Origin of the sequence: Streptomyces sp. NPDC048182, from assembly GCF_043202555.1 — a bacterium.
Taxonomy (GTDB): Bacteria; Actinomycetota; Actinomycetes; order Streptomycetales; family Streptomycetaceae; genus Streptomyces.
On sequence record NZ_JBIDAQ010000001.1, the window covers coordinates 275,671 to 299,462 of the forward strand.

23 protein-coding genes and 3 tRNA genes are annotated in these 23,792 nt (G+C 74.0%); 12 read left to right on the forward strand and 14 right to left on the reverse strand.

Annotation, left to right across the window (positions count from 1 at the left end; all coding sequences use genetic code 11):
* The first annotated feature begins 82 nt into the window (after window positions 1-82).
* Window positions 83-817, forward strand: coding sequence for a response regulator (locus ACGFZL_RS01365; protein WP_393688117.1), 735 nt, complete (start codon window positions 83-85; stop codon window positions 815-817).
* The gene (locus ACGFZL_RS01370) at window positions 810-1,922 is read left to right on the forward strand and encodes a HAMP domain-containing sensor histidine kinase (protein WP_355166409.1); all 1,113 of its coding nucleotides are present in this window, start codon (window positions 810-812) and stop codon (window positions 1,920-1,922) included. Before ACGFZL_RS01365 ends, ACGFZL_RS01370 begins: the two co-directional genes overlap by 8 nt.
* A 64-nt stretch (window positions 1,923-1,986) precedes the next feature.
* On the opposite strand, the gene ACGFZL_RS01375 is transcribed toward ACGFZL_RS01370, so the two are convergent.
* The 4 genes from ACGFZL_RS01375 to ACGFZL_RS01390 all read right to left on the reverse strand — a co-directional run bounded on the left by ACGFZL_RS01375 (window position 1,987) and on the right by ACGFZL_RS01390 (window position 4,726).
* Window positions 1,987-2,988, reverse strand: a complete 1,002-nt coding sequence (locus tag ACGFZL_RS01375) for an NAD-dependent epimerase/dehydratase family protein (RefSeq protein ID WP_393688120.1) — start codon at window positions 2,986-2,988, stop codon at window positions 1,987-1,989.
* 52 nt (window positions 2,989-3,040) lie between these two features.
* On the reverse strand, window positions 3,041-3,472 hold the full coding sequence (locus ACGFZL_RS01380; protein ID WP_393688122.1) for a DUF4397 domain-containing protein: 432 nt from the start codon (window positions 3,470-3,472) through the stop codon (window positions 3,041-3,043).
* 75 nt (window positions 3,473-3,547) lie between these two features.
* Window positions 3,548-4,009 carry a hypothetical protein gene (locus tag ACGFZL_RS01385; RefSeq protein WP_393688124.1) on the reverse strand — a complete coding sequence of 154 codons (462 nt, stop codon included), beginning with the start codon at window positions 4,007-4,009 and terminating at the stop codon, window positions 3,548-3,550.
* An 84-nt stretch (window positions 4,010-4,093) separates the two neighbouring features.
* A complete protein-coding gene (locus tag ACGFZL_RS01390; RefSeq protein WP_393688126.1) occupies window positions 4,094-4,726 on the reverse strand; it encodes a hypothetical protein in 633 nt (210 codons plus the stop codon).
* A gap of 206 nt (window positions 4,727-4,932) precedes the next feature.
* Here ACGFZL_RS01390 and ACGFZL_RS01395 point away from each other — a divergent pair, with 206 nt between their 5' ends.
* Complete coding sequence (locus ACGFZL_RS01395; protein WP_393688128.1) at window positions 4,933-6,261, forward strand: helix-turn-helix domain-containing protein; 1,329 nt, start codon at window positions 4,933-4,935, stop codon at window positions 6,259-6,261.
* A gap of 13 nt (window positions 6,262-6,274) precedes the next feature.
* Here ACGFZL_RS01395 and ACGFZL_RS01400 read toward each other — a convergent pair whose 3' ends face one another.
* Both ACGFZL_RS01400 and ACGFZL_RS01405 read right to left on the reverse strand, forming a co-directional pair.
* Window positions 6,275-7,096: an IclR family transcriptional regulator gene (locus ACGFZL_RS01400; protein WP_393688130.1), complete on the reverse strand. Its 822-nt coding sequence runs from the start codon at window positions 7,094-7,096 to the stop codon at window positions 6,275-6,277.
* A gap of 27 nt (window positions 7,097-7,123) precedes the next feature.
* On the reverse strand, window positions 7,124-8,683 hold the full coding sequence (locus ACGFZL_RS01405; RefSeq protein ID WP_393688132.1) for a bifunctional 3-(3-hydroxy-phenyl)propionate/3-hydroxycinnamic acid hydroxylase: 1,560 nt from the start codon (window positions 8,681-8,683) through the stop codon (window positions 7,124-7,126).
* Window positions 8,684-8,813: 130 nt separating this feature from the next.
* On the opposite strand from ACGFZL_RS01405, the gene ACGFZL_RS01410 reads away from it, so the two are divergent.
* From ACGFZL_RS01410 to ACGFZL_RS01435, 6 genes are read left to right on the forward strand one after another with little or no spacing between them, the layout of a single operon-like run.
* Window positions 8,814-9,773, forward strand: coding sequence for an amidohydrolase family protein (locus ACGFZL_RS01410; protein ID WP_393688133.1), 960 nt, complete (start codon window positions 8,814-8,816; stop codon window positions 9,771-9,773).
* A 35-nt stretch (window positions 9,774-9,808) separates the two neighbouring features.
* Window positions 9,809-11,269, forward strand: coding sequence for an aldehyde dehydrogenase family protein (locus ACGFZL_RS01415; protein ID WP_393688134.1), 1,461 nt, complete (start codon window positions 9,809-9,811; stop codon window positions 11,267-11,269).
* Window positions 11,270-11,321: 52 nt separating this feature from the next.
* Window positions 11,322-12,293 carry an alpha/beta hydrolase gene (locus tag ACGFZL_RS01420; protein WP_393688136.1) on the forward strand — a complete coding sequence of 324 codons (972 nt, stop codon included), beginning with the start codon at window positions 11,322-11,324 and terminating at the stop codon, window positions 12,291-12,293.
* Window positions 12,293-13,906 (forward strand): FAD-dependent monooxygenase, encoded by a 1,614-nt coding sequence (locus ACGFZL_RS01425; protein ID WP_393688138.1) that lies wholly within the window; start codon window positions 12,293-12,295, stop codon window positions 13,904-13,906. Before ACGFZL_RS01420 ends, ACGFZL_RS01425 begins: the two co-directional genes overlap by 1 nt.
* Window positions 13,907-13,918: 12 nt before the next feature.
* Window positions 13,919-15,022 carry an amidohydrolase family protein gene (locus ACGFZL_RS01430; RefSeq protein ID WP_393688140.1) on the forward strand — a complete coding sequence of 368 codons (1,104 nt, stop codon included), beginning with the start codon at window positions 13,919-13,921 and terminating at the stop codon, window positions 15,020-15,022.
* Between the two features lie 37 nt (window positions 15,023-15,059).
* Window positions 15,060-16,253 carry an amidohydrolase family protein gene (locus ACGFZL_RS01435; RefSeq protein ID WP_393688142.1) on the forward strand — a complete coding sequence of 398 codons (1,194 nt, stop codon included), beginning with the start codon at window positions 15,060-15,062 and terminating at the stop codon, window positions 16,251-16,253.
* Window positions 16,254-16,323: 70 nt separating this feature from the next.
* Here the strand turns inward: ACGFZL_RS01435 and ACGFZL_RS01440 are convergent, their stop codons facing one another.
* Window positions 16,324-17,520 carry a cytochrome P450 gene (locus ACGFZL_RS01440; RefSeq protein WP_393688144.1) on the reverse strand — a complete coding sequence of 399 codons (1,197 nt, stop codon included), beginning with the start codon at window positions 17,518-17,520 and terminating at the stop codon, window positions 16,324-16,326.
* Window positions 17,517-18,221 (reverse strand): tRNA-dependent cyclodipeptide synthase, encoded by a 705-nt coding sequence (locus ACGFZL_RS01445; protein ID WP_393688146.1) that lies wholly within the window; start codon window positions 18,219-18,221, stop codon window positions 17,517-17,519. The genes ACGFZL_RS01440 and ACGFZL_RS01445 overlap by 4 nt, the downstream gene beginning before the upstream one ends.
* 186 nt (window positions 18,222-18,407) lie before the next feature.
* Here ACGFZL_RS01445 and ACGFZL_RS01450 point away from each other — a divergent pair, with 186 nt between their 5' ends.
* The gene (locus ACGFZL_RS01450) at window positions 18,408-19,211 is read left to right on the forward strand and encodes an SAM-dependent methyltransferase (protein WP_393688148.1); all 804 of its coding nucleotides are present in this window, start codon (window positions 18,408-18,410) and stop codon (window positions 19,209-19,211) included.
* Window positions 19,212-19,297: 86 nt separating this feature from the next.
* Here ACGFZL_RS01450 and ACGFZL_RS01455 read toward each other — a convergent pair whose 3' ends face one another.
* The 3 genes from ACGFZL_RS01455 to ACGFZL_RS01465 form a co-directional block, all read right to left on the reverse strand.
* Complete coding sequence (locus ACGFZL_RS01455; RefSeq protein ID WP_393688150.1) at window positions 19,298-20,068, reverse strand: hypothetical protein; 771 nt, start codon at window positions 20,066-20,068, stop codon at window positions 19,298-19,300.
* 73 nt (window positions 20,069-20,141) lie between these two features.
* A complete protein-coding gene (locus tag ACGFZL_RS01460; RefSeq protein WP_393688152.1) occupies window positions 20,142-20,729 on the reverse strand; it encodes a hypothetical protein in 588 nt (195 codons plus the stop codon).
* A gap of 406 nt (window positions 20,730-21,135) precedes the next feature.
* The gene (locus ACGFZL_RS01465) at window positions 21,136-21,789 is read right to left on the reverse strand and encodes a class I SAM-dependent methyltransferase (protein WP_393688154.1); all 654 of its coding nucleotides are present in this window, start codon (window positions 21,787-21,789) and stop codon (window positions 21,136-21,138) included.
* Window positions 21,790-22,058: 269 nt separating this feature from the next.
* Here ACGFZL_RS01465 and ACGFZL_RS01470 point away from each other — a divergent pair, with 269 nt between their 5' ends.
* Window positions 22,059-22,811: an XRE family transcriptional regulator gene (locus ACGFZL_RS01470; RefSeq protein WP_393688156.1), complete on the forward strand. Its 753-nt coding sequence runs from the start codon at window positions 22,059-22,061 to the stop codon at window positions 22,809-22,811.
* Entirely contained in the window at window positions 22,798-23,265 is a 468-nt protein-coding gene (locus ACGFZL_RS01475; protein WP_393688158.1) for an NUDIX domain-containing protein, read from the forward strand. Before ACGFZL_RS01470 ends, ACGFZL_RS01475 begins: the two co-directional genes overlap by 14 nt.
* A gap of 93 nt (window positions 23,266-23,358) precedes the next feature.
* Here the strand turns inward: ACGFZL_RS01475 and ACGFZL_RS01480 are convergent.
* The 3 genes from ACGFZL_RS01480 to ACGFZL_RS01490 all read right to left on the reverse strand — a co-directional run bounded on the left by ACGFZL_RS01480 (window position 23,359) and on the right by ACGFZL_RS01490 (window position 23,772).
* A tRNA-Ile gene (locus tag ACGFZL_RS01480) sits at window positions 23,359-23,435 on the reverse strand.
* Between the two features lie 186 nt (window positions 23,436-23,621).
* Window positions 23,622-23,694, reverse strand: a tRNA-Asn gene (locus ACGFZL_RS01485).
* A 5-nt stretch (window positions 23,695-23,699) separates the two neighbouring features.
* Window positions 23,700-23,772: transfer RNA gene (locus ACGFZL_RS01490), tRNA-Asn, on the reverse strand.
* Between the last annotated feature and the right edge of the window lie 20 nt (window positions 23,773-23,792).

Below are 23,792 nucleotides of genomic sequence, written 5' to 3' on the forward strand. Positions count from 1 at the left end.
CGCTGCTTACGAAACGCGGACGTCGCCACTCCCGGCGCTCCCGCCGGGGCCGTCCGCGCCGGCGCGGTGCGAGGCTGGGCGCATGCAGCAGCAGCACGAGCCCGCGTCCCCGGCCGCCGCCGCCCGGGTCCTGGTCGTCGACGACGATCCCACGGTGGCGGAGGTCGTCGCCGGCTACCTGGACCGCGCCGGGTACGCCGTCGACCGGGCCGGCGACGGCCCGTCCGCGCTGACCCGGGCGGCGGAGCACCGCCCCGACCTGGTGGTCCTCGACCTGATGCTGCCCGGCATGGACGGCCTTGAGGTGTGCCGGCGGCTGCGGGGCGGCGGACCCGTGCCGGTCATCATGCTGACCGCCCGCGGCGACGAGGACGACCGCGTCCTCGGCCTGGAGGTCGGCGCCGACGACTACGTGACCAAGCCGTTCAGCCCGCGCGAGCTGGTGCTGCGGGTGGAGTCCGTCCTGCGCCGCACCCGGCCCGCCGCCGAGGAGCGACCGCTCTCCGCGGCGGGCCTCTCCGTCGATCCGGTCGCCCGGCGGGCCACGAAGGACGGCACCGAACTCGCCCTCACCCTGCGTGAGTTCGATCTGCTCGCCTTCTTCCTGCGGCATCCCGGGCGGGCGTTCTCCCGGGAGGACCTGATGCACCGGGTGTGGGGCTGGGACTTCGGCGACCTGTCCACCGTCACCGTCCACGTCCGGCGGCTGCGCGGCAAGGTGGAGGAGGATCCGGCGCGGCCCCTGCTGATCCAGACGGTCTGGGGCGTCGGCTACCGCTTCGACCCGGCGGGGCGGGAGGCGGACCGACGTGCGTGACACCCTGCTCATCGCGCTCTACGCCTTCGCCGGCGCCGCCACGACCGGGCTGCTCGGGGTGGGGGTGCTGCGGCTGATCCGGCGGCGCTCGCTGACCGCGTCGCTCGCGGTGGTGACGGCGGTCGCCGTCCTGGCGATGCTCGCCGGCACCCTGGCCGTCGCCTGGGCGATGTTCCTCTCCCCGCACGACCTGTCCGTGGTCACCACGGTCGCGGTGATGGCGGCCGTCGTCTCGCTGGCCACCGCCCTGCTCCTCGGCCGCTGGGTGGTCGCCCGCAGCCGCGAACTGACGGCCGCGGCACGCTCGTTCGGCGACGGCGGCGGATTCGCCGCACCCACGGCCCCCGCGACCGCCGAACTGGCCGCGCTCAGCCGCGAGCTGGCGGCGACCAGCGCCCGGCTCGCCGAGGCCCGGGAACGCGAGCGCGCCCTGGAGAGCTCGCGGCGCGACCTGATCGCCTGGATCTCGCACGACCTGCGGACGCCGCTGGCCGGCCTGCGCGCCATGTCCGAGGCCCTGGAGGACGGTGTCGCCACCGACCCCGGCCGCTATCTGCGGCAGATCCGCACCGAGGTGGAGCGCCTGGACGCCATGGTCGGCGACCTCTTCGAGCTGTCCCGCATCCACGCGGGCGCGCTCCCCCTCACGCCGGCCCGCATCTCCCTCTACGACCTCGTCGGCGACGCCCTCGCGGGCGCGGACCCGCTGGCGCGCGAGCACGGCGTGCGGCTGGTCGGCGACGCGGTGGCGGCCCTGCCCGTCGAGGTGGACGGCCAGAAGATGAGCCGGGTCCTGGGCAACCTCCTGGTCAACGCGATCCGCCGCACGCCGGCCGACGGCACGGTGGCGGTCGCCGCCGAGCGGTCCCCCGAGGGCGTCGTGGTCTCCGTGACCGACGGCTGCGGCGGCATCCCCGAGGCGGACCTGCCGCGCGTCTTCGACACCGGCTGGCGCGGCACGGACGCGCGCACGCCGCCGGCCGGCGCGGGGTTGGGCCTCGCCATCGTGCGGGGCATCGTCGAGGCCCACCGCGGCCGGGCCACCGTGCGCAACATCCCCGGCGGCTGCCGCTTCGAGGTCACGCTGCCGGTGGTGGAGGGCTGACGAGGACTGCCGCCCCCAGCACTCCGGCCTCGGCCCTCAGCCCGCAGACCTCATCCCTCGGCCCTCATCCCTCGCGCAGGTCGGCCCGCGCGAACTCCGCCATGCCGGCCGCGAACCCCACCTCCGGCCGCCAGCGCAGTTCGGCGCGCAGCCGGGCGGAGTCGGCGGTGATGTGGCGTACGTCGCCGAGGCGGTACCCGCCGGTGACGACGGGCTCGGGGCCGCCGTGGGCGTGGGCGAGCGCGCGGGCCATCTCCCCCACCGTGTGCGGCTCCCCGCTGCCGGTGTTGTACGCCGTGAGCGTCCCGGCCGGCCGCTCGGCCGCCAGGGCGGCGACGTTGGCCGCCGCCACGTCCCGCACGTGCACGAAGTCCCGGCGCTGGCGGCCGTCCTCGAAGACCCGCGGGGCCTCGCCGCGGGCGAGCGCGGAGCGGAAGAAGGAGGCGACGCCGGCGTAGGGGGTGTCCCGGGGCATCCGGGGCCCGTACACGTTGTGGTAGCGCAGGGACACCGCCGCCCCGCCGGTCGTGCGGGCCCAGGCGGCGGCCAGGTGCTCCTGGGCCAGCTTGGTGGTGGCGTACACGTTGCGCGGGTCGGCCGGGGCGTCCTCGCCGACCAGACCGGGCGCCAGGTCGGCGCCGCACACCGGGCAGGGCGGCTCGAAGCGGCCGGCGTCCAGGTCGGCGGCGGCCCGCGGCCCCGGCCGCACCACGCCGTGCCGGGGGCACTCGTACCGCCCCTCCCCGTACACGACCATCGACCCGGCGAGCACGAGGCGCCGCACGCCCGCCTCCGCCATGGCGGCGACCAGGACGGCGGTGCCGAGGTCGTTGCGCGAGACGTACTCCGCCGCGTCGACGACCCCGTCGCCGAGCCCGACCATGGCCGCCTGGTGGCAGACGGCGTCCACCCCGGCCAGCGCCCGGCCGACGGCCCCGGCATCCCGGACGTCGGCCCCCGGGTCCTCCCGCACGTCGAAGCGGACGGCCTCGTGCCCGCCCGCCCGCAGCGCCTCGACGACGTGGGACCCGATGAACCCGGCGCTGCCGGTGACCAGTACGCGCATGAGGCCACGCTAGATCCGCGGGGGTCCTGGACCGGGCGCCGGCCGCGGCATGTCACCGCTCCGTAAGACGGCCGGCCCCCCAACTCGCTGAATCCGCCCCGTCGGTACCGGAAGAACCCCTCTCCGCACGCCTTCCGGAACGCTCAGCCCACAAGGAGAGGCCATGCTCACACGCACCACCGTCATCGCCGCTTCCGCCGTGGCCGCCGCCGCGCTCACCGCGGTGCCGGCGACGGCCGTAGGACCCGGCGTCCAGCTTCAGCGGGTCGGTGAGCGTGCCCGGCGCGAAGTCCGGGATCAGCTCCGTGTCACCGGCGTAGACGTCCACCGTCAGGCCCGGCACGCCGTGCAGCACCGACACGGTGGCCTGGTCGCCCGCCGCGCCCGGCGCACCGGGTGCGGCCCACGCGGGGGCCCCGGCGGTGGCGGACAGCGCGACGGCGGCACCGGCGGCCAGGACGGCACCCGCGACACGAGTGTTCATGGCGGTCTTCCCCTTCCGATCGACAACTCCTCGGATCTGTCGGGGACGCCTTCCGCCGTACCGGCCGCCGCGGTTTCACTTCGTGGCGGCGCCCTTCTCCGCGATGCGGACGATCTCGCGGCTGCCGCGGTTCAGGTCGACGACCAGCGTGGTCGTGCTGTTCCTGCTCCAGGTGAGGGTGACCAGGGCCTCGGTGCGGGTGGCGGTGCTGCCGTTGTCGGTGACCTTCCAGGCGAGCGGCACGTTCTGGGCGCGCAGGACGCCGTTGGCGTGGTTCGCCTCCTCCCAGGCGTCGAGCTGCTTCTGGAAGCCGGCGCCGAGGTAGTGGTCGCGCAGGGCGTCACCGAGGCCGCCGCTGTCCTCGTCGGTGACCGCGTCGATGTAGGCGCCGTAGAAGTCGGCGATGCGGGTGATGTCGTCGGCCGGCTTGCCGCTGACGGTGCGCGGGGTGCCGGCGGTGGCCTGGACGGTGGCGCCGAGGCCGAGGGCGGCGGCGAGCACGCCGGCGGTGAGGGCGGTGCGAATCGTGCGGTTCATGTCTGTCTCCCCCAGTGATGAGTGTTTCATCGGTCGGGCCGCCCTCCCGACCCCCGAGACGGGAGGGCGGCACCGATCGCTCCGTCAGCGCAGCTTGGTCACGGCGCTGACGGTGGTCTTCTCGAAGGCGGGCACCGGGACGCCGTCGAAGCCCCCGAGCCGCGCCCAGTCGACGACGGTGACGGTGCGTCCGTCGCGGCCGACCGACAGCAGCCGGACGTCGCTCGCGCCCCAGGAGGTCTCGGTGTGGACGCCGTGGACGTGGGCGCCGTCCTCGACGGGCAGCGTCCCGTAGTCCCGGCCGGTGGCCTCCGTGTCCGGGTCGAGCCGTTCGATGCGGGCCGCGCAGGACGCGAGGTCCCCGTCAAGCCGCGCGGCCAGCCGTCGCGCCGCGCGGGCGTCGGGCAGGACCACGGTGGTCTGGCGGGCGCGGGTGTCGAGGTCGGTGCGGAAGTCGCGGTGCCAGGCGGCGCGGTGGCCGGGCAGCGCCCGCAGACAGGTGTCCCCGGTCGTCTCCTCCGGGACGCCGGCGGCGATCCGGCCCGCGGTCCAGGCCGTGCCGACGGGCGGCGGCAGGTCGGCGGCGGTGAGGAAGCCGGGCGCCTTCGGAGCGGCGGTGGCCGGTCCGGCGAGCGCCACGGCGGAACCCGCGACGGCCGCGGCGGAAGCCGCGACGGCCCCTGCGACGAGCGTGCCTGCTCGGATGCGCTTGGGCATGGATGTCCCCCGTGAGTGAGTGGTTCGGTGATCGCTGGGGCCCGATCGGCCCTGGTCGGTGCGACACCAGGAGCATGGGCGACCACCGGAGCCGCCCGCAACGATCCCCGCCCCGCCGGGCACGGTGGAACCATCCCAGCCCCTCCGACGTGCAGGTATACGAGCACCTGGGATACGGGAACGCGGGCGGACGACGGGGGCGGGGCGTGTCGACTCGGGACGAGGTCGAGGAGTTCGCGGCGCTGCTGCGCCTGCTGAAGGACCGCACGGACCGGAGTTACGGCTCCCTGGCCCGCCGCGTCAGCATGAACACCTCCACGCTGCACCGGTACTGCGCGGGCGAGGCGGTGCCGCAGGACTTCGCGCCGGTGGAACGGCTCGCGGCGTTCTGCGCGGCGACGCCCGAGGAGCGGCTCGAACTGCACCGGCTGTGGCTGGCCGCGCTGGCGGCGCGCCGGCGGGTCCGTCCGGCGGCCGTCCCGGCGGCCACGGCGCGGGCGGCGACCCCGGCACCCGCACAGGCACCGGCACCGGCACCCGCGCCCGACCCGGACCCCGACCCGGACGAGCCCGCCCCCGCCCCCCGCCCCTGGTACCACCGCCGGCGCGCCCTGGCCTCCGCCGCCGTCGCCTGCGCCCTGCTCGCCACGCTCGGCCTCGCCTCGGCCCTGGCCGACGACCACCCTTCCGCACCGGAGGCCGCCTCCCCCACCGCCCCGCCCCGGCGGACGGCGCCCTCCGACACCCCCAGCCCCACGGCGAGTCCGTCCCCCTCCTCCTCGCAGGCCCCCACGTCTTCGCCCACCCCCCGCTCGCAGAAGGCCCCCGCCGCCACGACCACATCCACCCCCACCCCTACCGCAGGCAGGCCCCCCTCGGCCGCCGACCCGAAGCCCGCCACCGGCACCCCGCCCCTCACCTGGAGCGCCGACTCCCAGGTCTGGAACATGGGCTGCGGCCACGACTACGTCATCGGCAAGCCCCCCGCCCAGGTGCCCCCGCCGCCCGTGCAGCAGGACGCGGCGGCGTGGGCGGCGACGCAGGGCGCGGTGCACGGGCACCAGACGATGGTGCGGATCTCGGTGCAGGGGCGGTCCGCCACCGCCGTGGTCCTGGAGGCGCTGCGCGTCCGAATCGTCAGCCGCGGCGCCCCGGCCGGCGGCACCGCGTACGCCATGGACCAGGGCTGCGGCGGCGAACTCACCCCCCGCCGCTTCACCGTGAACCTCGACGCCGACCGCCCCGTCACCCGCCCCGCGGACGGCGCCGACAGCGAACACACCGTGCCGGCCGTGCACTTCCCGTACCGCGTCTCCGCCGAGGACCCGGAGGCCCTGCTGGTCGACGCGACGACGCTGGCCCACGACGCCCGCTGGTACCTCGAACTCGACTGGTCCTCCCAGGGCCGCACCGGCACCCTGCGGATCGACGACCACGGCCGCCCGTTCCGCACGACGAGCATCAAGGGCCTGCCGCGCTACTGGTACGGCACGAACGGGGCGGGCGAGCGCGCCTGGGTCCCGTACGGCGGCTGAGGGCGGGGCCGTCCTAGGCGTCGTGCCGCGAGCGGCCCAGCTCCTCCGACATGGCCCGGGCCGAGCGCAGCACCTCGGCCGAGAGGACGGGGAGGTCCTCCTCGCTGACGCCGCGGGTCGGCATCACCAGGGTGACGACGAGCGGCAGCGACTCCCCGGCGGTGAAGACCGGGGCGGCCACCGAGGTGACGCCCGGGATGACGCCGCCGTACGTGGTGGCGACCCCGCCGGCCAGCACCTCGGCCCGGATCGCGTCGACCCGCTCCCGCGTGGCGGGGCTCAGCGGCGTCTCCTCCAGTTGCGCGCGCAGCACCGGCTCGGTGAGCTGCGCGGGCAGGTGGGCCAGGAAGGCGCCGCCGATGGCGCTGCTGAGCAGGGGCATGGTGGCCCCCACCCGCACGGTGATGGGCAGGGCGTGGGCGCCGTACTCCCAGCGCACGACGACCGGCCCGTGGTCGCCCCACACCGCCAGGTTGACCGCGTGCGAGGTGCGGTCCCGCAGCCCGGGCAGGTGCTCGCTGACCAGCGCGACCTCGTCCATCCTGCGCAGCGACTCCACGCCGAGCCGGCGCATCGCCGGGCCCATGTCGTACCGCCCCGAGCTGGGCGACTGGGCGACCAGGCCGACGCGGGTGAGGCTGACGAGGTAGCGGTGGGCCTTGCTCGGCTGCATGCCGCTGGCCGCGGAGATCTGCGTGAGGCTCATCGGCCCGCGCCCCTCCTCCAGGGCTTGCAGCACCGTCATCGCCAGTTCGACGGACTGGATGCCCTGGCGGGCCGGTGCCGACTCGGTGTTCTGGCCGTTCTCGGCCGGGGAGGGTCGCTGAGCTGCCACGCGGCCGATCATAGTGACTCGTACGGGCTAGCCGGGGGCGTCCGTGCCCAGCGCCCGCAGCAGCTCGGCGGCGAGCGCGGCCGTTTCGGCGGGGGTGCGGGCGGTGCCGTACACGTAGAAGTCGGGGCGCACGGCCACCGCCCCGCAGTCCAGGGCCGCGAACCAGTCGCGGTAGGTGCCGTCGACGTCGCGCACCAGGGTGACGGGTGAGTCCTCGACGGCCCGCTCGCCCGGCACGACGACCCGGACGCCCGCGCCGGCGAGCGGACCGAGCAGTCCGGCGTCCCGCAGCGCCGCCACCAGGTGCTCCTGGAGGAGCAGGTGGAAGCCGCCGCCCACCACCTGGTCGAGCCGGTCGGCGCGGTCGCCGTCGGCCACGACGCCCTGCACCGACAACTCGCCGCGCCCCGCTGCCGAGACGGCGGCGAAGAAGCCGTCGCGCAGGCTCGGGAAGCGCAGGGGCTGCGGGGTCGTGCCGCCGGCGGCCCGGCGGGCCAGCAGCGTGCGGTCGCGCTCGGCGGCACGTGCCGGGTCGCGGAGGGTCTGGAGGTGCCCCAGCTCGATGCCCTTCTCCGTCACCGCCCGGACGTGCGGGGCGCGTTCGCTCTGGTAGGTGCCGAGGATCCCGTCGCCCACGGCCCCGCGCAGGACGAGGTCCAGCTTGAAGGCGAGGTTCTGCGCGTCCCGGAAGCCCGAGCACATGCCCTGCCCGAGGAACGGCGGCATCTGGTGGGCCGCGTCGCCGGCGAGCAGCACCCGGCCGCGCCGCCAGTGCTCGGCGGCGAGGGAGCGGAAGGTGTAGGTGGCGACGCGGATCAGGTCGGCGTCCTCCGGGGCGAGGTGGGAGGCGACCCGCTTCCAGACCCGTTCCGCGGCGCGTTCCGTCGCGAAGTCGTCCACCGAGTCCAGCATGAAGCTGAACCGGTGGTGCGCGGGGCCGAGCGAGATGACCGAGGTCGGGCCCGACGGGTCGCCCAGCTGGAGGGCGGGCGGTACCGGCGTGGGGCGGCGGAAGCGGAAGTCGCACACCATCCAGGGCTCGGAGAAGCCGAGGTCCTCCGAGGCGATCCCGAGCGCCGACCGCACGAAGCTGTTGCCCCCGTCGCAGGCGACGACGTACCGGGCGCGGACGGCCTCCCGTCCGCCGGGGCCTTCGGTGGTGAGCACGACGTGCTCGGGGCCCTGCTCCAGTGCCACCACCGGGCTCGCCGCCCGCACCTCCACGTTCGGCAGCGATCGGCAGCGCCGGTCCAGCGCCGCCTCCAGCTCCGGCTGGTACATCATGTACCACTCCGCCCAGCCGCTCCGGCCGCGCTCGGCGAAGGACTGCTCCAGGAGCAGGTCGCCCCGCCCGTTGCGCCACTCGTACGTCCCCTGCACGCGCAGCCCGGGCAGCAGCTCCCCGGCCACGCCGAGGCCCGCCAGGGTGCGCATGGTCTCGTCGTCGAAGCTCGCCGCCCGCGGCAGGTTGTACAGCCCCGGATACCGCTCCAGGACCACGACCCGGTGCCCCCGCTGCCCGAGCAGGGCCGCCGCCGCCATGCCCACGGGGCCGTAACCGACCACCGCGACGTCCACCACCGCCATCGGCTTCCTCCGTCCGCTCGCACCCCCGTCGAAGGGTTGACACCGCCGTAACCTAGGTTTCACCATCGATGAAGTCAATGCATATAAGTGAAGCCCGATACGGCAGGCACGGCGATCAGGGAGCACCGCGATGCGGACCATCGGCCTCGAAGAGCACTTCGTCACCCCCGAACTGGTGGAGTACGGCGCCGGATCCGCCTCGATCGCCCAGCCGGAGCGCTGGCGCGAGGCGTCCCGCCGGCTGCTCGACCTGACCGGGGAGCGCCTGGCGGAGATGGACGCCGCGGGCCTCGACACGCAGGTGCTGTCCCTGAACGCCCCCGGCATCCAGGCCGAGCCCGACGCCCCGACCGCCGTGACCCGGGCCGCGGCGGTGAACGACCTGCTCGCCGGGGTGGTCGCGGACCATCCCGACCGCTTCGCCGGCTTCGCCGCGCTGCCGCTGCAGGACCCGCGGGCGGCGGCGAAGGAGCTGGAGCGCGCGGTGAAGGAGCTGGGCCTGCGGGGCGCGCTGGTCAACGCGCACACCCAGGGCCGCTACCTCGACGACCCCGCGCTGCGGGTGGTGTGGGAGCACGCCGAGGGCCTGGACGTGCCGCTCTACCTGCACCCCGCCAACGGGGTCGGCACGCCGCACGTCCTGGAGGGCCACCCCGAGTTGATCGGCCCGATGTGGAGCTGGGGCACGGAGACCGCCTCGCACGTCCTGCGGCTGGTGTTCGGCGGCGTCTTCGACGACTTCCCCGACGCCAAGCTGCTCCTCGGCCACATGGGCGAGTCCCTGCCGTACGTCCTGTGGCGGCTCGACTCGCGCTGGGGCTTCCACCACCACCACGGCGTGGAACTGGCCCGGGGCAACCCCTCGGAGTACCTGCGGCACAACCTCTACATCACCACCAGCGGCGTCTGCTCGGCCCCGCCCCTGCTGTGCGCGCTGCTCGCCCTCGGCCCCGAGCACATCCTCTTCGGCACCGACCACCCCTTCGAGGACATGGCGACCGCCACCGCGTTCCTGCGCGACGCCCCGGTCAGCGAGGCCGACCGGGCCAAGATCGCCCACCTGAACGCGGAGCGCCTGCTCCGCCTCTGACCTCCCGCCCTCCCCCCCAGCAAGGAGTCATCGGCATGGCCGCAGAGAACACCGCACGGCACTGGATCGACGGCGAGTGGGCCGGCTCGCCCCGCACCTCCGACAGCGTCGACCCGGCCACGGGCGAGGTGATCGGCGGGTACGCGGACGGCGGCGCCGAGGAGGGGCGGCGAGCCGTCGACGCGGCGGCCCGCGCCTTCGCGGAGGGCACCTGGCGCCTGGACCCGATGGTGCGGGCCACCGCGCTCAGCCACCTCGCCGACGCCTACGACGCGCGGCTCGGCGAGGTGGTCGACACCCTGTGCCGGGAGAACGGCAAGCTCCGCCACGAGGCCGGCTTCGAGGCGCACTTCATCGTCCGCGCCCTGCGGTTCGCGGCGGGCCTCGCCCTCCAGCCGCACGGCCGCGTCACCGACACCCACCCCGGCCGCCAAGCCATGTCGATCCGGCAGCCGGTGGGGGTCGCGGGGATCGTGGTGCCCTGGAACTCGCCCGCCTACCTGTGCGTCCGGGCGCTCGCCCCGGCCCTCGCGGCGGGCTGCACGGCGGTGGTGAAGATGCCGGGGCAGGCGGCCCGGACGGCGGCGCTGATGAGCGAGCTCCTCGCCTCGGTCCCCGAACTGCCGCGCGGCGTGGTGAACGTCGTCGTCGAGTCCGGCTCCGAGGTGGCCCGGCTGCTGGTGGACTCCCCGCGGGTGCCGGTCATCAGCTTCACCGGCTCCACCGCCACCGGACGCCTCGTCGCCCAGGGCGCGGCGGCCCGCTTCAAGCGGGTCGGCCTCGAACTGGGCGGCAAGACGCCCCACTTGGTCTTCGCCGACGCCGACGTGGAGGCCGCGCTCGCCACCGCCGTCCAGTCGTGCACCGTCTTCGCCGGGCAGTTCTGCATGACGGGCAGCCGGGTCCTGGTCCAGCGGGAGATCGCCGACGCGTTCACCGCCGCGCTCGCCGAGCGCCTGGAGAGCGTGCGGCCGGGCCCGGCGTCCGACCCGGCCAGCCAGATCGGCCCCCTGATCGACAAGGCGTCGGTCGCCCGGGTGGACGCGGCGGTCGAGGCGGCCGTCGCGGCCGGCGCCAAGCCGCTGGTCCGGGGCGGCCCGAGCACCCGCCCCGAGCTGGCGGGCGGCGCCTTCTACCACCCCACCCTGCTCGCGGTGTCCGACTCCGCGCTGCCCATCGTCCAGGAGGAGACCTTCGGGCCGGTGCAGACCGTGCAGGTCTTCGACACCGAGGCGGAGGCCGTGGCGCTCGCCAACGACACCGAGTACGGGCTGAGCGCCTGCGTGTGGAGCCGGGACGCGGACCGGCCGGTGCGGGTGGCGCGGCAGCTCGACGCGGGCCTGGTCTCGGTCAACAGCTGGGCGAACCTGACCGTCGAGTTCGAGGAGGGCGGCTTCAAGTCCAGCGGCGTGGGGCGGCTCGGGGGCCTGGCCTCGGTGGAGGACTTCCTGGAGCACAAGCAGATCGTGCAGGACTACGCGCCCGTCGCCCACTGACCCGTCGCTCCGGCAAGCAGCCCAGTCGTAGCTCAGTGAGAGGAGGCCACCGATGGCCGACCAGCGCGACCGCGCGACCTACGAGGTCGACGGGCACACGATCACGGCGCTCACCGCCACCCCCGCCGGGCCGACCCGCAAGCCCCTGATCGCCGCCCTGCACGGCGGCACGTACACGGCGCGCTACTTCGACGTCGCGGGCGCCCCCGAGGGGTCCTTCCTCGACACGGCCACCGCGCACGGCCACCCGGTGGTGGCCTTCGACCGCCCGGGCTACGGCGGCAGCACGCCGCTGGCGCCGGACGCCAACACCTTCGACCGGCACGCGGAACTGCTGGCCGGCGCGCTGGAGCAGGCGGCCCAACGCCTGGGAGCACGGGGTGTGTTCCTCGCCGGCCACTCCATCGGCGGCATGATCGCCCTGACGATCGCCGCCACCCGCCCCGACCTCCCCCTGATCGGCGTCTCGGCGACCGGGATGGGGGCCGTCATACCGAGCGGCGGAGCGGCGGAGGCCCTCGGCTCGCTGCCCCCGGACGAGACGGTGGACCTGCCGCACGAGGGGCGGGAGCAGGTGATGTTCGGGCCGGCGCACACCTACCGGGCCGAGGGGCTGCGCCAGGCACGGGAGTCCTACGCCCCCGTGCCGGTACGGGAGTTGATCCAGGCCCCGGCGTGGCCGAGGGAGCAGCTGGCCGGCATCGCCCCCCGGGTGCGGGTGCCCGTGCACAACGCGCTGGCGGAGTTCGACGCGCTGTGGGACAGCGGTCCGGCCGACGTCGCCCGCTTCGCCGGGCTGTTCACGGCGGCGCCCTTCGTGGACGCGAGCGTGGCCCGGGGCACGGGCCACTGCATCGACCACCACCTCCTGGGCCACGCCCTGCACCTGCGACAGCTCGCGTTCGCGGAGGAGTGCGCGGTGTGGGCGGCCGGCGAAGCGGGGGACGCGGCCGAGGCGGCCGATCACGCGGCCGAGGCAGCGGCCCGGCCCGGGACCGGCACCGGCACCGGGACCGGGCGCTGATGCCCGCCCCCGCCGCGCACCCCCGGGTGCCGGTCCTCATCGCCGGCGGCGGCCCCGTCGGCCTCGCGGCGGCGGTCGAGCTGGGCCGGCGCGGCGTCGAGTGCCTGGTCGTCGAGGTGCGCCCGCGGGTCTCCCGGGCCCGCCCCCGTTGCAAGACGCTCAACGTGCGCACCATGGAGCACCTGCGCCGCTGGGGCCTGGCCGACCGGCTCCGGGCCCGCGCCCCGCTGCCCGCCACCTGGTCCACCGACGTCGTGTTCTGCACCTCGCTCACCGGCCGCGAACTGTCGCGCTTCACCGGCGTCCTGGGCCTGGCCCCCGAGGGCGACCGGTTCCCGGAGACCGGCCAGCAGGCACCGCAGTACGTCCTGGAGGAGGTCCTGCGCGAGGCGGTCGAGGAGCTGGACGCCTGCCGGCTCGTGCTCGGCTCCCGGGTCGTCGAGGTGGCCGAGGAGGACGACCTGGTCGCGGTGACGGTCGAGGACGCGTCCGGGCGGCGGAGCGTCGTCGAGGCGGAGTACGTCATCGGCTGCGACGGCCCGCGCAGCGTCGTACGGGACCGGATCGGCTCCCGCTACATCGGCGGCGCGGACCTGCGCCCCAACTTCGGCATGGTCTTCAGCTGCCCGGGCCTCCTGGAGGAGGTCCGCCACGGCCCGGCCGTGCAGTACTGGATCGTCAACGGCTCCGCCCCGGCGCTGGCCGGCCCGCTGGACCGGGCCGGCACCTGGTGGGCGATCGCCTTCGGCGTCGACGGCGCGACCGGGGAGCGGGAGGCCCACCGGATCATCGACGGTGTGGCGGGGCGGGCGGTGCGGGCCGAGGTGCTGTCCACCGACCCCTGGACCGCCCGCATGCAGCTCGCCGACCGGATGCGCCGCGGCCGGGTGTTCCTGGCCGGCGACGCCGCCCACCTCAACCCGCCGTTCGGCGGCCACGGGCTCAACACCGGCGTCGGGGACGCGGTGGACCTGGGCTGGAAGCTGGCGGCGGTGCTGGCCGGCTGGGGCGGTCCCGGGGTGCTCGACAGCTACGAGGCCGAGCGGCGCCCCGTCCAGGAACGCGTCATCGACGAGGCGACCGCCAACATGCGCGTGCTGTCGACGGAGTTGCTCGCCGACGGCCTCGACGCCGACGACGCGGCGGGCGCCGCCGTGCGCCGGGCGGCCGGGGCGCGGATCCAGGAGACCAAGAAGGCGGAGTTCCACTCGCTCGACCTGGTCCTCGGGCTGCGCATCGCCTCCTCACCGGTCCTCCCCGACGTCCCCGACGGCCCGTGGGTGGGCGCGCGCCTGCCCCACGCGTTCCTCGGGGACGGCCGCTCCCTCTACGACCTGCTGGGCGCGGACCTCACGCTCCTCACCCTCGGCGCCTCCGACGCGGCCCCGGAGCTGGAGCGGGCGGCGCGGGCCCGGGGCGTCCCCCTGACCGTGGTCGGCCTGCCGGAGTCCGTGCGCGACGGCTACGCCGCCGCCCTCGGGGCCCGCCTCCTCCTCGTCCGCCCGGACCAGGTCGTCGCCTGGTCGGGCGACGAGCCTCCCGACGACCCCGTCGCCCTGATCGACACCCTGCGCGGCAGCCCGCGGCCGGCGACGGCCCGCCTCACCTCCTAGGAAGTGGCAGACATGAGCACGCACGACGACTGGACGAGACGCCGGATGCTGGGCACCGCGGCCGGGACGGGAGTGGCCCTGAGCGGGGCGGCCGGCCTGGCGGGCCCCACCGCGGCGTCGGCACACGGCGGCGGACCCGGCCCGAAGGACCGTATGAAGATCATCGCCATCGAGGAGGCCGTGCTGCTGCCGGGCCTCATCACCCAGGGGACCGCCCTGAACGGCGCCATCCCCTTCAAGCCCGAGGTCGTCGCGGAGTGGATGCGGCGGCTGCCGGACATCACCCGGTACCGGCTCGCCGACATGGACGCCAACGGCGTCACCATGCAGGTGCTCTCCCTCGCGCCGCCCGGCGTGCAGATGCAGCCCGACGCGGCCGTCGCCGTGCGGGACGCGCAGGTCGCCAACGACGCGCTGGCCGCCATCGTCGCCGCGCACCCCACCCGCTTCGCCGGCCTGGCCACGCTGCCCCTGCAGGACCCGAAGGCGGCCGTGCGGGAGGCCCGGCGGGCCATGCGGGACCTCGGGATGGCGGGCTTCCTGGTCAACGGGCACACCTGCGGCCACTACTTGGACGAGCCGCAGTTCCGCGAGGTGTGGGCCGTCCTGGAGGAACTCGGCGCCGCCCTCTACCTGCACCCCACCCCGGCCCCCGCCGGCGACTGGGCCATCCCCAAGGACCGGCCGGAACTGAACGGCCCCCTCTACACCTGGGCGGCGGAGACCGGCGGCCACGCGCTGCGCATCATCCTCGGCGGCGTCTTCGACGACTTCCCCGGCGCCCGGCTCATCCTCGGCCACATGGGCGAGTTCCTGCCCTTCCAGATCCCGCGCCTCGACGTGCAGATCCAGAACATCGCCACCCGCGTGGCGCTGAAGCGCAAGCCCTCCGAGTATCTGACCCGGAACGTCGCCATCACGACGTCCGGCGTCATGGACGACACCATGCTGCGGGCCGCCATCCAGGCCGTCGGCATCGACAACGTCCTCTTCGCGATCGACTACCCCTTCGAGAAGAGCGCCCAGGCCGTCGGCTTCCTGCGCGGCGCGCGCCTCTCCCCCGGGCAGCGCGCCCGGATCGCCCACCGCAACGCCGAACGCCTGCTCGCGCTGTAGCAACCACATCCCCTCCCCCGGCAGAAGGGCCACAACGATGTGCCTGCACGACGAACACGACCAGAACCGGCGTGGTTTCTTGAAGACGGCCGCCGCGGCCGGCCTCGCCGTGGCGGGCGCGCAGGCGCTCGCCGCGCCCGCCTCCGCGTCCCCTCTGGAGACCACCGCGGGCCTCGACCGGTTCGCCCTCACCAACGTGCGGGTCTTCGACGGCACGGCGCTGACCGCGCCGCGCACCGTGGTGGTGGAGGGCGGCGTGATCGGCCTCAACCCTCTCGGCGCCCGCCGGATCGACGGCGGGGGCGCCGTGCTGCTCCCCGGCCTCATCGACGCGCACCTCCACCTCAAGGACGTCTCCACGCTCCAGCAGCTCGCCGGGTACGGCGTCACGACCGGCCTGGACATGGCGTGCTTCCCGCCCGCGCTGGTCGACTCGCTGCGCCGCCGCCCCGGCCTGACCGACATCCGCAGCGCGGGCACCCCGGCGGTCGCGCCCGGCAGCCCGCAGAGCCAGATCCCCGGCTTCCCGGCGGACGCGGTGCTGACCGGTCCCGAGCAGGCGCGTGCCTTCGTGCGGGCGCGGATCGCCGAGGGCTCCGACTACATCAAGGTCATCGTGGACGTGCCGGGCCTCGCCCAGGCCACGGTGACCGCGGTGGCCGCGGAGGCGCACGCCCGCGGCAAGCAGGTCATGGCGCACGCGATCTCGGCCGCGGCGGCCGAGGTCAGCCTGGCGGCCGGGGTCGACGTGATCCACCACGTCCCCCTGGACAGCCCCCTCCCCGCGGCCACCGCCGCGCGCTACGCGTCCGGCGGCCGGGTCGCCGTGCCCACGCTGACCGTGATGAGGGGCTTCGCCGACCTCGGCATCCCGGGCTACGACTACGCCAACGCCGAGGCGAGCGTCGCCGCGCTGCGCCGGGCGGGCGTACGGATCCTGGCGGGCACGGACGCCAACCAGACCCCCGGCGTGCCGGTCCACCCGGCCTACGGCACCTCGCTGCACGAGGAGCTGGAACGGCTGGTCCACGCCGGCCTGACCACCCGCGAGGCCCTGCGCTCCGCGACCAGCCTGCCGGCCGAGACCTTCGGCCTGCGCGACCGCGGCGCCGTCCGCCCCGGCGCCCGAGCGGACCTCGTCCTGATCGACGGCGACCCGCTCGCGGACATCAGGGCCACCCGGGCCATCCGGCGGGTGTGGCTGGCCGGCGCGGAGTATTCGCCGGCGTGACGTGAACGGACGGCCGGCGGCGTGAACGGACGGCCGGCGGCCACCTCGGGTGACCGCCGGCCACCACCGACTACCAGGCCACCGGCAGCCGTTCAGGGATCCGCTTCATGAACCCCGTGCGCCAGACCAGCTGCTCCATCGGCACGGCGAGCCCGAACTCCGGCATCCGCTCCAGGAGGACCTCGATCGCCGTACGGGCGTGGGCCTTGCCGAGCGCGGTCGCGGGGCAGTAGTGCCCGCCGCCGCCGAAGGAGAGGTGCGTCCCCGCGTTCGGCCGGTCGAGCCGGAAGGTGAGCGGGTCCGGGAAGACGTCCGGGTCGTGGTTGGCGCCCTCGACCAGCACCAGCAGCAGCTCGCCCGCGCGGACCGTGACGTCCCCGAGCGTGACGTCCTCCCGCGCGATGCGCGGCAGCCCGTCCGCGATCGACAGGTTGATCCGCAGCAACTCGTCCAGCGCGGCGGGGATCAGCGCCGGCTCGGCGGCCAACTGCTGCTGCAGATCGGGGTGCTGGATGAGCGAGACGAGCGCCATGGTCAGGAAGCCCATCACCGAGATGACGCCGGCGCCGAACATGGTGACGCCGACGGTCGCCAGCATCTCGTCGGGTACGTGGGCGTACTCGGGCGTGCCGCGCAGCGCGGCGAGTTCGCCCATCAGCCCGGTGACGGCGGGGTCGTCGAGCCGCTCGACCATGTAGGCGATGTCGCGGTCCCAGTTCAGCCGGGCCCCGGTGACGGGGCAGGCGGAGTTCATGAACGCGATGTCGAGGCTGCGGTAGAGCAGCGGGGCGTCGGCCTGCGGGATGCCGAGGATGCGGCAGTGCAGCCCCGTGGAGTAGGGGACGGTGAAGTCGCCCCGCAGATCGGCGGGCGCGCCCTTGGCCACGAGGTCGTCCACGAGGGCGTGGGCCAGCTCGCCCAGCCACTCCCGCAGCCCGGGCGCTTTCGGGTTGAGCGCCTTCATCACGGCCTTGCGCAGGCCGGCGCCGGTGATGTTCCCCATGTTGTTGACCACCTCGGGCGGGATGGTCAGCGCGTACTGGCGCGGCACCCCCGGGGCTGAGGTGTCCTTCAGCGAGAACCGCTCGTCCTCGAGCACCCGCTTGCACAGCGGATACGAGGAGACCAGCCACGCCTCGTCCCCGGCGATGGTGCGGACCTTGCGCACCGGCTGGGCGCGCAGCGCGTCGATCTCCGCGGGCAGCCGGTCGCCCCGGGCGTCGAAGGGGAACCGCGGCAGCGTGTCGGTCGCGGTGCTCGTGCTCATGCCAGGGCTCCTTCGGCGGCGGGGGTGACGATGGCGTGGCCCTGGTTGCGGGAGGCGCGCAGGCCGCTGCCGCGGGCGTAGAGCAGGTCGGCCATCGGCAGCGCCTGGTGGTACACGTTCAGGGACGAGGGCACGCCGAGGATGGCCGGGGTGTCGAGGAAGAGCGGGGCCTCGGCGCAGACGTAGTCCAGGCAGACCTGCCGCTGCCGCTCGCTGGGCCGCCGCCCGTCGAGGACCTTCGCGGTGAGGAAGGCGTCCACCAACTGGTCGCAGACGGACCGGAATTCGGCGTCCGTGGCGAGGAGCCCCCCGATCCGCCCCCGCAGCCGCTGGTAGGCGGGCAGATCGAGCAGCGCGGACATCGGCCGGCCGCGCAGCCGCACGCCGTCGGGGTCGAACGCGGCGACGGCGGCGGTGACCTTGGCCCGCACACCGCGCAGGTTCTTGACGGCCTTGCGCTGCGCGTCCACGGCCGTATAGCCGAATGCCTCGTACATGTCGGCCACGTGCAGGTCCGTGTAGATCAGGTCGACCTGCTCGAAGTTGGCTAACCCCCAGGCGGCGAGCTCCGCGACGCGCTGGTGGCTGAAGTACCCGTTCCCGGGCGAGATGCCGATGACGGTGTGCGCGCCCTCGGCGTGGATGACCTGGCAGTGCGGCGTGTAGGGCCGCACGTGGAAGGTACTGGTGGCTGTCGTCAAGAGACGGTGATCCCTACGCACCGCGAGTCCCATGTGGGCCTTGTGCCCAAGGTGTGGCGGCGACGTGAAGACGCTATCCGAACGCGCGACCGCGTCGACAGAGCGACCAGGCGGTAACTCCAGGTACGGTCCACAGAGTTCACCACCCGTACACACGCCGCGGCACTCATGTGTGAAGCTCTACCCATGGTTGATCCGCGTGAAGAAATCCGGGCCAGGCTGCAGACCGATCGCCCGCACTCCGCCCGTGTCTGGAACTACCTTCTGGGTGGCAAGGACAACTACCCGGTCGACAGCGAGGCCGGCGACGTCATCCTGTCGACCTTCCCGGAGTTCGTCGCCGTCGCCCGGCTGCAACGCCGCTTCCTCGCCCGCGCCGTGCGCTTCCTGGCCGGGGAGGCGGGCGTCCGCCAGTTCCTCGACATCGGCACCGGCCTGCCCACCGCGGACAACACCCACGAACTGGCGCAGCGCATCGCCCCGGAGAGCCGCATCGTCTACGTCGACAACGACCCCTTGGTCCTGGCCCACGCCAAGGCCCTGCTCACCAGCAGCCCGGAGGGCGCCTGCTCGTACATCGACGCCGACGTCAGGGACCCGGACCGCATCCTGGCGACAGCCGCCGAGACCCTGGACCTCACCCGCCCGGTGGCCCTCACGATGCTCGGCATCCTGGGCCAGATCTCCGACGCGGAGCGCCCGGCGGACCTGGTGAGCACCCTGCTCGCGGGCCTGCCCAGGGGCAGCTACCTGGCCCTGAGCGACGGCACGGACTCCAACGCGGCGCTCAACAAGGCGGTGCAGGTCTACAACGGCCAGTCGGCCAACACCTACCACCTCCGCTCCCCGGAGGACATCGCCGCCTACTTCGACGGCCTGACCCTCTTGGACCCCGGCGTCGTCCCCACCGCCACCTGGCACCCGGACCCCGACCAGCCGGAGGAGCCCACGGCCGACGTGTCGGTGTGCGGGGTGGCGATCAAGAACTGACGCACTCCGTCGTCGCGGCGGTCGGTCCCGTCACGCCGGTGGGAGGGCCGATGACGAGCGCCGGCGAGGGGGCACGGCCGCCGCGATCACGATCGCCACAGATCCACCGGCGTCGCGCTCCGTGTCATCGCGACTGCCTCGGTGAGGGCGCGTTCTCGGAGACCGCCGAACAGCTGCATCGCGACGGCGGCCAGGACGTCGTCCCCGCCGACAGTCCGCCCGCCCCCGCTGCGGGTGGACAGCGCGGGGAAGGGGTCCTTGAGCGGCGGGGCAGGGGCCGGCTCGCCCGGTACCACCAGAGCGACCGTCCCGAACAGCTTGACTCCGCCCTCGCGGACGACCTGGGCAGCGCCCCGGGCCAGGTCCGTCAGGAACACGCTCGCGATTCCGTCCAGGTCGCGGACCATCGCCGGGACCGCCCTCACCCCCCGGCTCCCCAGCAGCCTTCTCACCCCGGGCTCGAACCGGTGGGCGCCGGCCACGCCCTTTGGCGTACGCGCCCCGCGGCGCTCACGGAGAGACACGAGCGCACCGTCGGCGTCGCGCACCTCGCCCAACAGGCCGTGGAAGGTCGGGCTGTACAGGTACCACGCCGTTCCCACCTCGACCTCGACGTTCCGGTCGATCGCCGAGATGAGGTCCCGCGTTGTCAGCCTCTTCCTGCCCTCCTCGGCCGCCGCGCTTCTCGCGACGTCGATGATCTCCGTCAGCACGGTCCGCGTCACCGACGCGGCGACCCACGCGGCCGGCCGGGAGACGGGGAACGAGGTCACGTCCCGGAACACCGCTTTGACGAGCCGGGGCTTGAACGGCAGGTCGGTCACGCCGCGCTCGGGGCGGAGGGGTCGTGCGGTCATCGAGGAAGGTGCTTTCTGCTGTCGGAGACGCGAGCGGGTCGGGCGACGGCGCTGCGGTGCGGCGCTGCGCCGGTCAGGCGACCTGGTATCTGCCGACTTCCAGGAAGTGGCGCAGCGCTTCGGGGGAGTTGTCGTCGAGGGCGGCATTGGCTGCCGCGCGCAGGGCCGGGCTGTTGGACGGGTCGGCGAGGACACGAGCGATGGCGACACGGTCGTCCTCGGCCTGGGCGAGCCGGTAGCCGCTCTCCAACCAGGCACGTAACGCGTCGGAGTCGTTGCCGTCCATCAGGGCGTTGATCTCGGCCGTGACACGCCGCCCGCTGTCCGGGTCGGCGAGAATGCGCATGAGGGCGACACGGTCGTCCTCACCCTGGGCGAGCCGGTAGCCGCTCTCCAACCAGACCCGCATCGCCTCGGGGTCGTTGGCGTCCAAGAGGGCGTTGCCCTCTTCTGTCACACGCCGGCCGCTGTCCGGGTCGGCGAGGATCCGGAGTATCGCCACCCTCAGGTCGTCGATGTCCGGCTCGTCCGCGGACGAGGACACCGCGGGCACCGCCTCCCCGCTCGGTGCCGCCGCAGCGGCGAAGGACGGGGTGGCGAGCAGGAGGGCCGGGGCGAGAACGCCCACCACGATGCCGGGCGCTACACGATGCAGTCGCAAGGGGAATGCTCCTCTTCACCTGCTACAAAACGGAGTTGAGGACGCCTCAGGGCGTTCACATCGACGATCCTGCCACCTGGGTCTGACAGTCGCTCCGCCCTGCTGCCGTCGCAGGGCACCGTCGCCGCGAACGTGCAGATGATTCATAGCGCCGGTCGTGCGGATGAGTGGGAGGTGGTGGCGTCGCGGCTGAGCGCCTGTACCGGGTCGTCGCGGTCGATCAGCGCGGGCTATGAGTCCGGAGGTTTCACGCCGGATGGCTCTGACTCACTTCAGACGCTCTGAAGTGGTGGGAGGTTCTCGTGTTCGACGACCCCCACCTGGGCCGGGAATACGCACCGGAGTAGGCGTGACGGCGACCCGGCACGGCGTTCGGGTCGCCGGCCGGGGCCGCTGATGGAGTGCGTCAGGCTCGGGCGCTGACGATGAGGGTGCCGATGTGTCCCTCCCTCGGGGCGTCCACGACACGGGCGTCCGCCGTGGAGAAGCCGGCCCGCAGCAGGTGCCGCTCCCACACCGAGGGCTTGTAGCTGTAGCGGTAGGTGAACATCGCCTTGCCCGCGAAACCGCCCTTGTACATACCCTGCGGGCCGTAGGCGCCCGGAATGGCCGGCGGCTGGGAGAACACGAACACCCCGCCGGGGGCGAGGCGCTCGCGGACGAGGGGGAACAGGCGGGAGGGGTGGGTGAACCACGCCGCGCCGAAGATGGAGTACACCGCGTCGTACCGGCCGGTGTCGGAGGCGAGCCAGTCGAGGACTTCCGCCCGTTCGATCCGGGCACCCAAGGGTGCCCACCGCTCGCCTGCGAGCTGGACCATGCGCGGCGACAGGTCCACGCCGGTGGCCTTCACACCCTGCTGCGCGAGATGGGCCAGGGCCCTGCCGGTGCCGCAGCCGATCTCCAGCACGGACTCGGGCCGGTTCAGCAGTTCGGGGCCCGGTCCGTGGCCGGCGTACTGGGTCCAGCGGAAGGACGGCTCGGCGCTCGGGTCGAAGGCGCTCTCGGCGTAGGCGTCCCACAGTTCGGTCTCGGCGGTGATGTCGTGCGGTACGGGCACGATGGTTCTCCTGGTCGCGGCGGAGCCCCCGCCCCCGGGCGTACTGCGAAGGGCGGGGGCGACTGTAGCGGGGTCAGTGGCTGTCGGGGACCTTGCTGTCGCACGGGGAGCAGTCGACGCCGTCGATCGCCCACAGCTCCTCATCGATGTCCCAGCCCTGGGAGATGAGGAAGTCGGCGGTGCGCAGGCAGTTCCTACCTCGTTCAACGGCCGTTGGGCACGCAGCATCGCTACGGTTTGAAGCGTGCCGAACGTCCCAGGGGGTAGCGGTGAACGAAGCACTGCGCAGGGCCATGGCGAATGCACGGATGACGGACCGCGAGTTAGCCGAACGCTGCGACGTCGACACGAAGACCGTCGGCCGGTGGATCACGCAGCCGGGGCGCGTCCCCCACGCCAGGCACCGCTGGGCGGTGGCCGAAGCGCTGAAGGAGGACGAAGGCGTGCTGTGGCCAGACGCGGCGAAGACGGCAATCAAGGTGGGCCCGAACCGCGAAATCGCCGAGGTGTTCCCGTACCGCTCGGCGGTGCCGGCCTCCCTGTGGCGGACCCTCATCACGCGCGCCGAGCGAGAGCTGACGTTCGCCGGGTACACCAACTACTTCCTCTGGCTCGAACAAGCGCGCTTCGGCACGGCCCTGCGGCGGAAAGCGGAGCGCGGCTGCCGAGTCCGCTTCGTCGTCGGTGACCCGGACAGCGAGCTGACGAGGTCGCGCGAGCGGGACGAGAATGTGCCGTTGACCCTCTCTACGCGGATCCGCGTCACGCTCGCCGAGCTGGCCAAGCTGGACGGCGCGGTCGCCGCCCGTTTCTCGGACGGACACGCCTACCTCTCGGTGTTCCGCTTCGATGACGCGATGATCGTCACGCCGCTACTGCCCTACAGCGTGGGCCACGACGCCCCGACGCTCTACCTGCGACGCCACCAGAACGACGGCATGTTCGACCGGTTCGCGACCCACGTCGAGGAGCTGTGGACGCGCGGCCGTCCGGTACGAGAGGACCCCGATGGGCAGGCGTGACTACGAGAACGACCCGGCGGCCCCCGCCGCGAACAGCCTGGTGCCCGCCGCCTCGGTGATCGTGGTCGACGCCGACGGGCGCGTGCTCCTTCAGCGGCGGGTCGACAACGGGAAGTGGGCCCTGCCCGGCGGGCGGATGGAGATCGGCGAGACATTGCCCGGCTGCGCCGTCCGGGAGACCCGCGAGGAGACCGGGCTCGACGTCGAGGTGCTGGGTCTGGTCGGGACGTACACGGATCCCGGACACGTCTTCGCCTACGACGACGGCGAGGTCAGGCAGGAGTTCTCCATCTGCTTCCTGGCCCGGCCCACCGGCGGCGAACTGGCCGTGTCGGACGAGTCCACGGAGGTCGCCTGGTTCGAACCTGCCGAGACCGACGACCTCCCCATGGTGGCCGGCATCCGCAAGCGGCTGACCGACTGGAGGTACGGCAAAACGCCGGCGTTCCGCTGACCCCGGACACCTGATCGCCCTCCGTGGGCTGCGGCGCGGTGAATCGGAGACGGGCAAGATGTTCGCTGCGCCCCGGTTCAGAGCGTTTCTGCATGGTGGGGCGGGTGGGACTCGAACCCACGGCCGACGGATTATGAGTCCGCTGCTCTAACCGGCTGAGCTACCGCCCCTTAGCGGCGTGTCGCGTACAAGTGTGCGCGTCGTCTGCCGCAGCATAGCCGCTCATACGATCTCCTGCCTCGGGTGGTCGGCTGCCGCGGCACCTGCCTGATCATGAGGACTCCGCAGCTCGGCGGGCGGTTCCCGCGGGGAGGGGCGGACATGACTGAGGGCCCCGTAGGGCCCCTCGTCGACTGCTCCCCCGACTGGACTCGAACCAGTAACCTGCCGGTTAACAGCCGGCTGCTCTGCCAATTGAGCTACGGAGGACCGAGCTCCCCCGACTGGACTCGAACCAGTAACCTGCCGGTTAACAGCCGGCTGCTCTGCCAATTGAGCTACGGAGGATCGTCTCGTTGCATCGAACG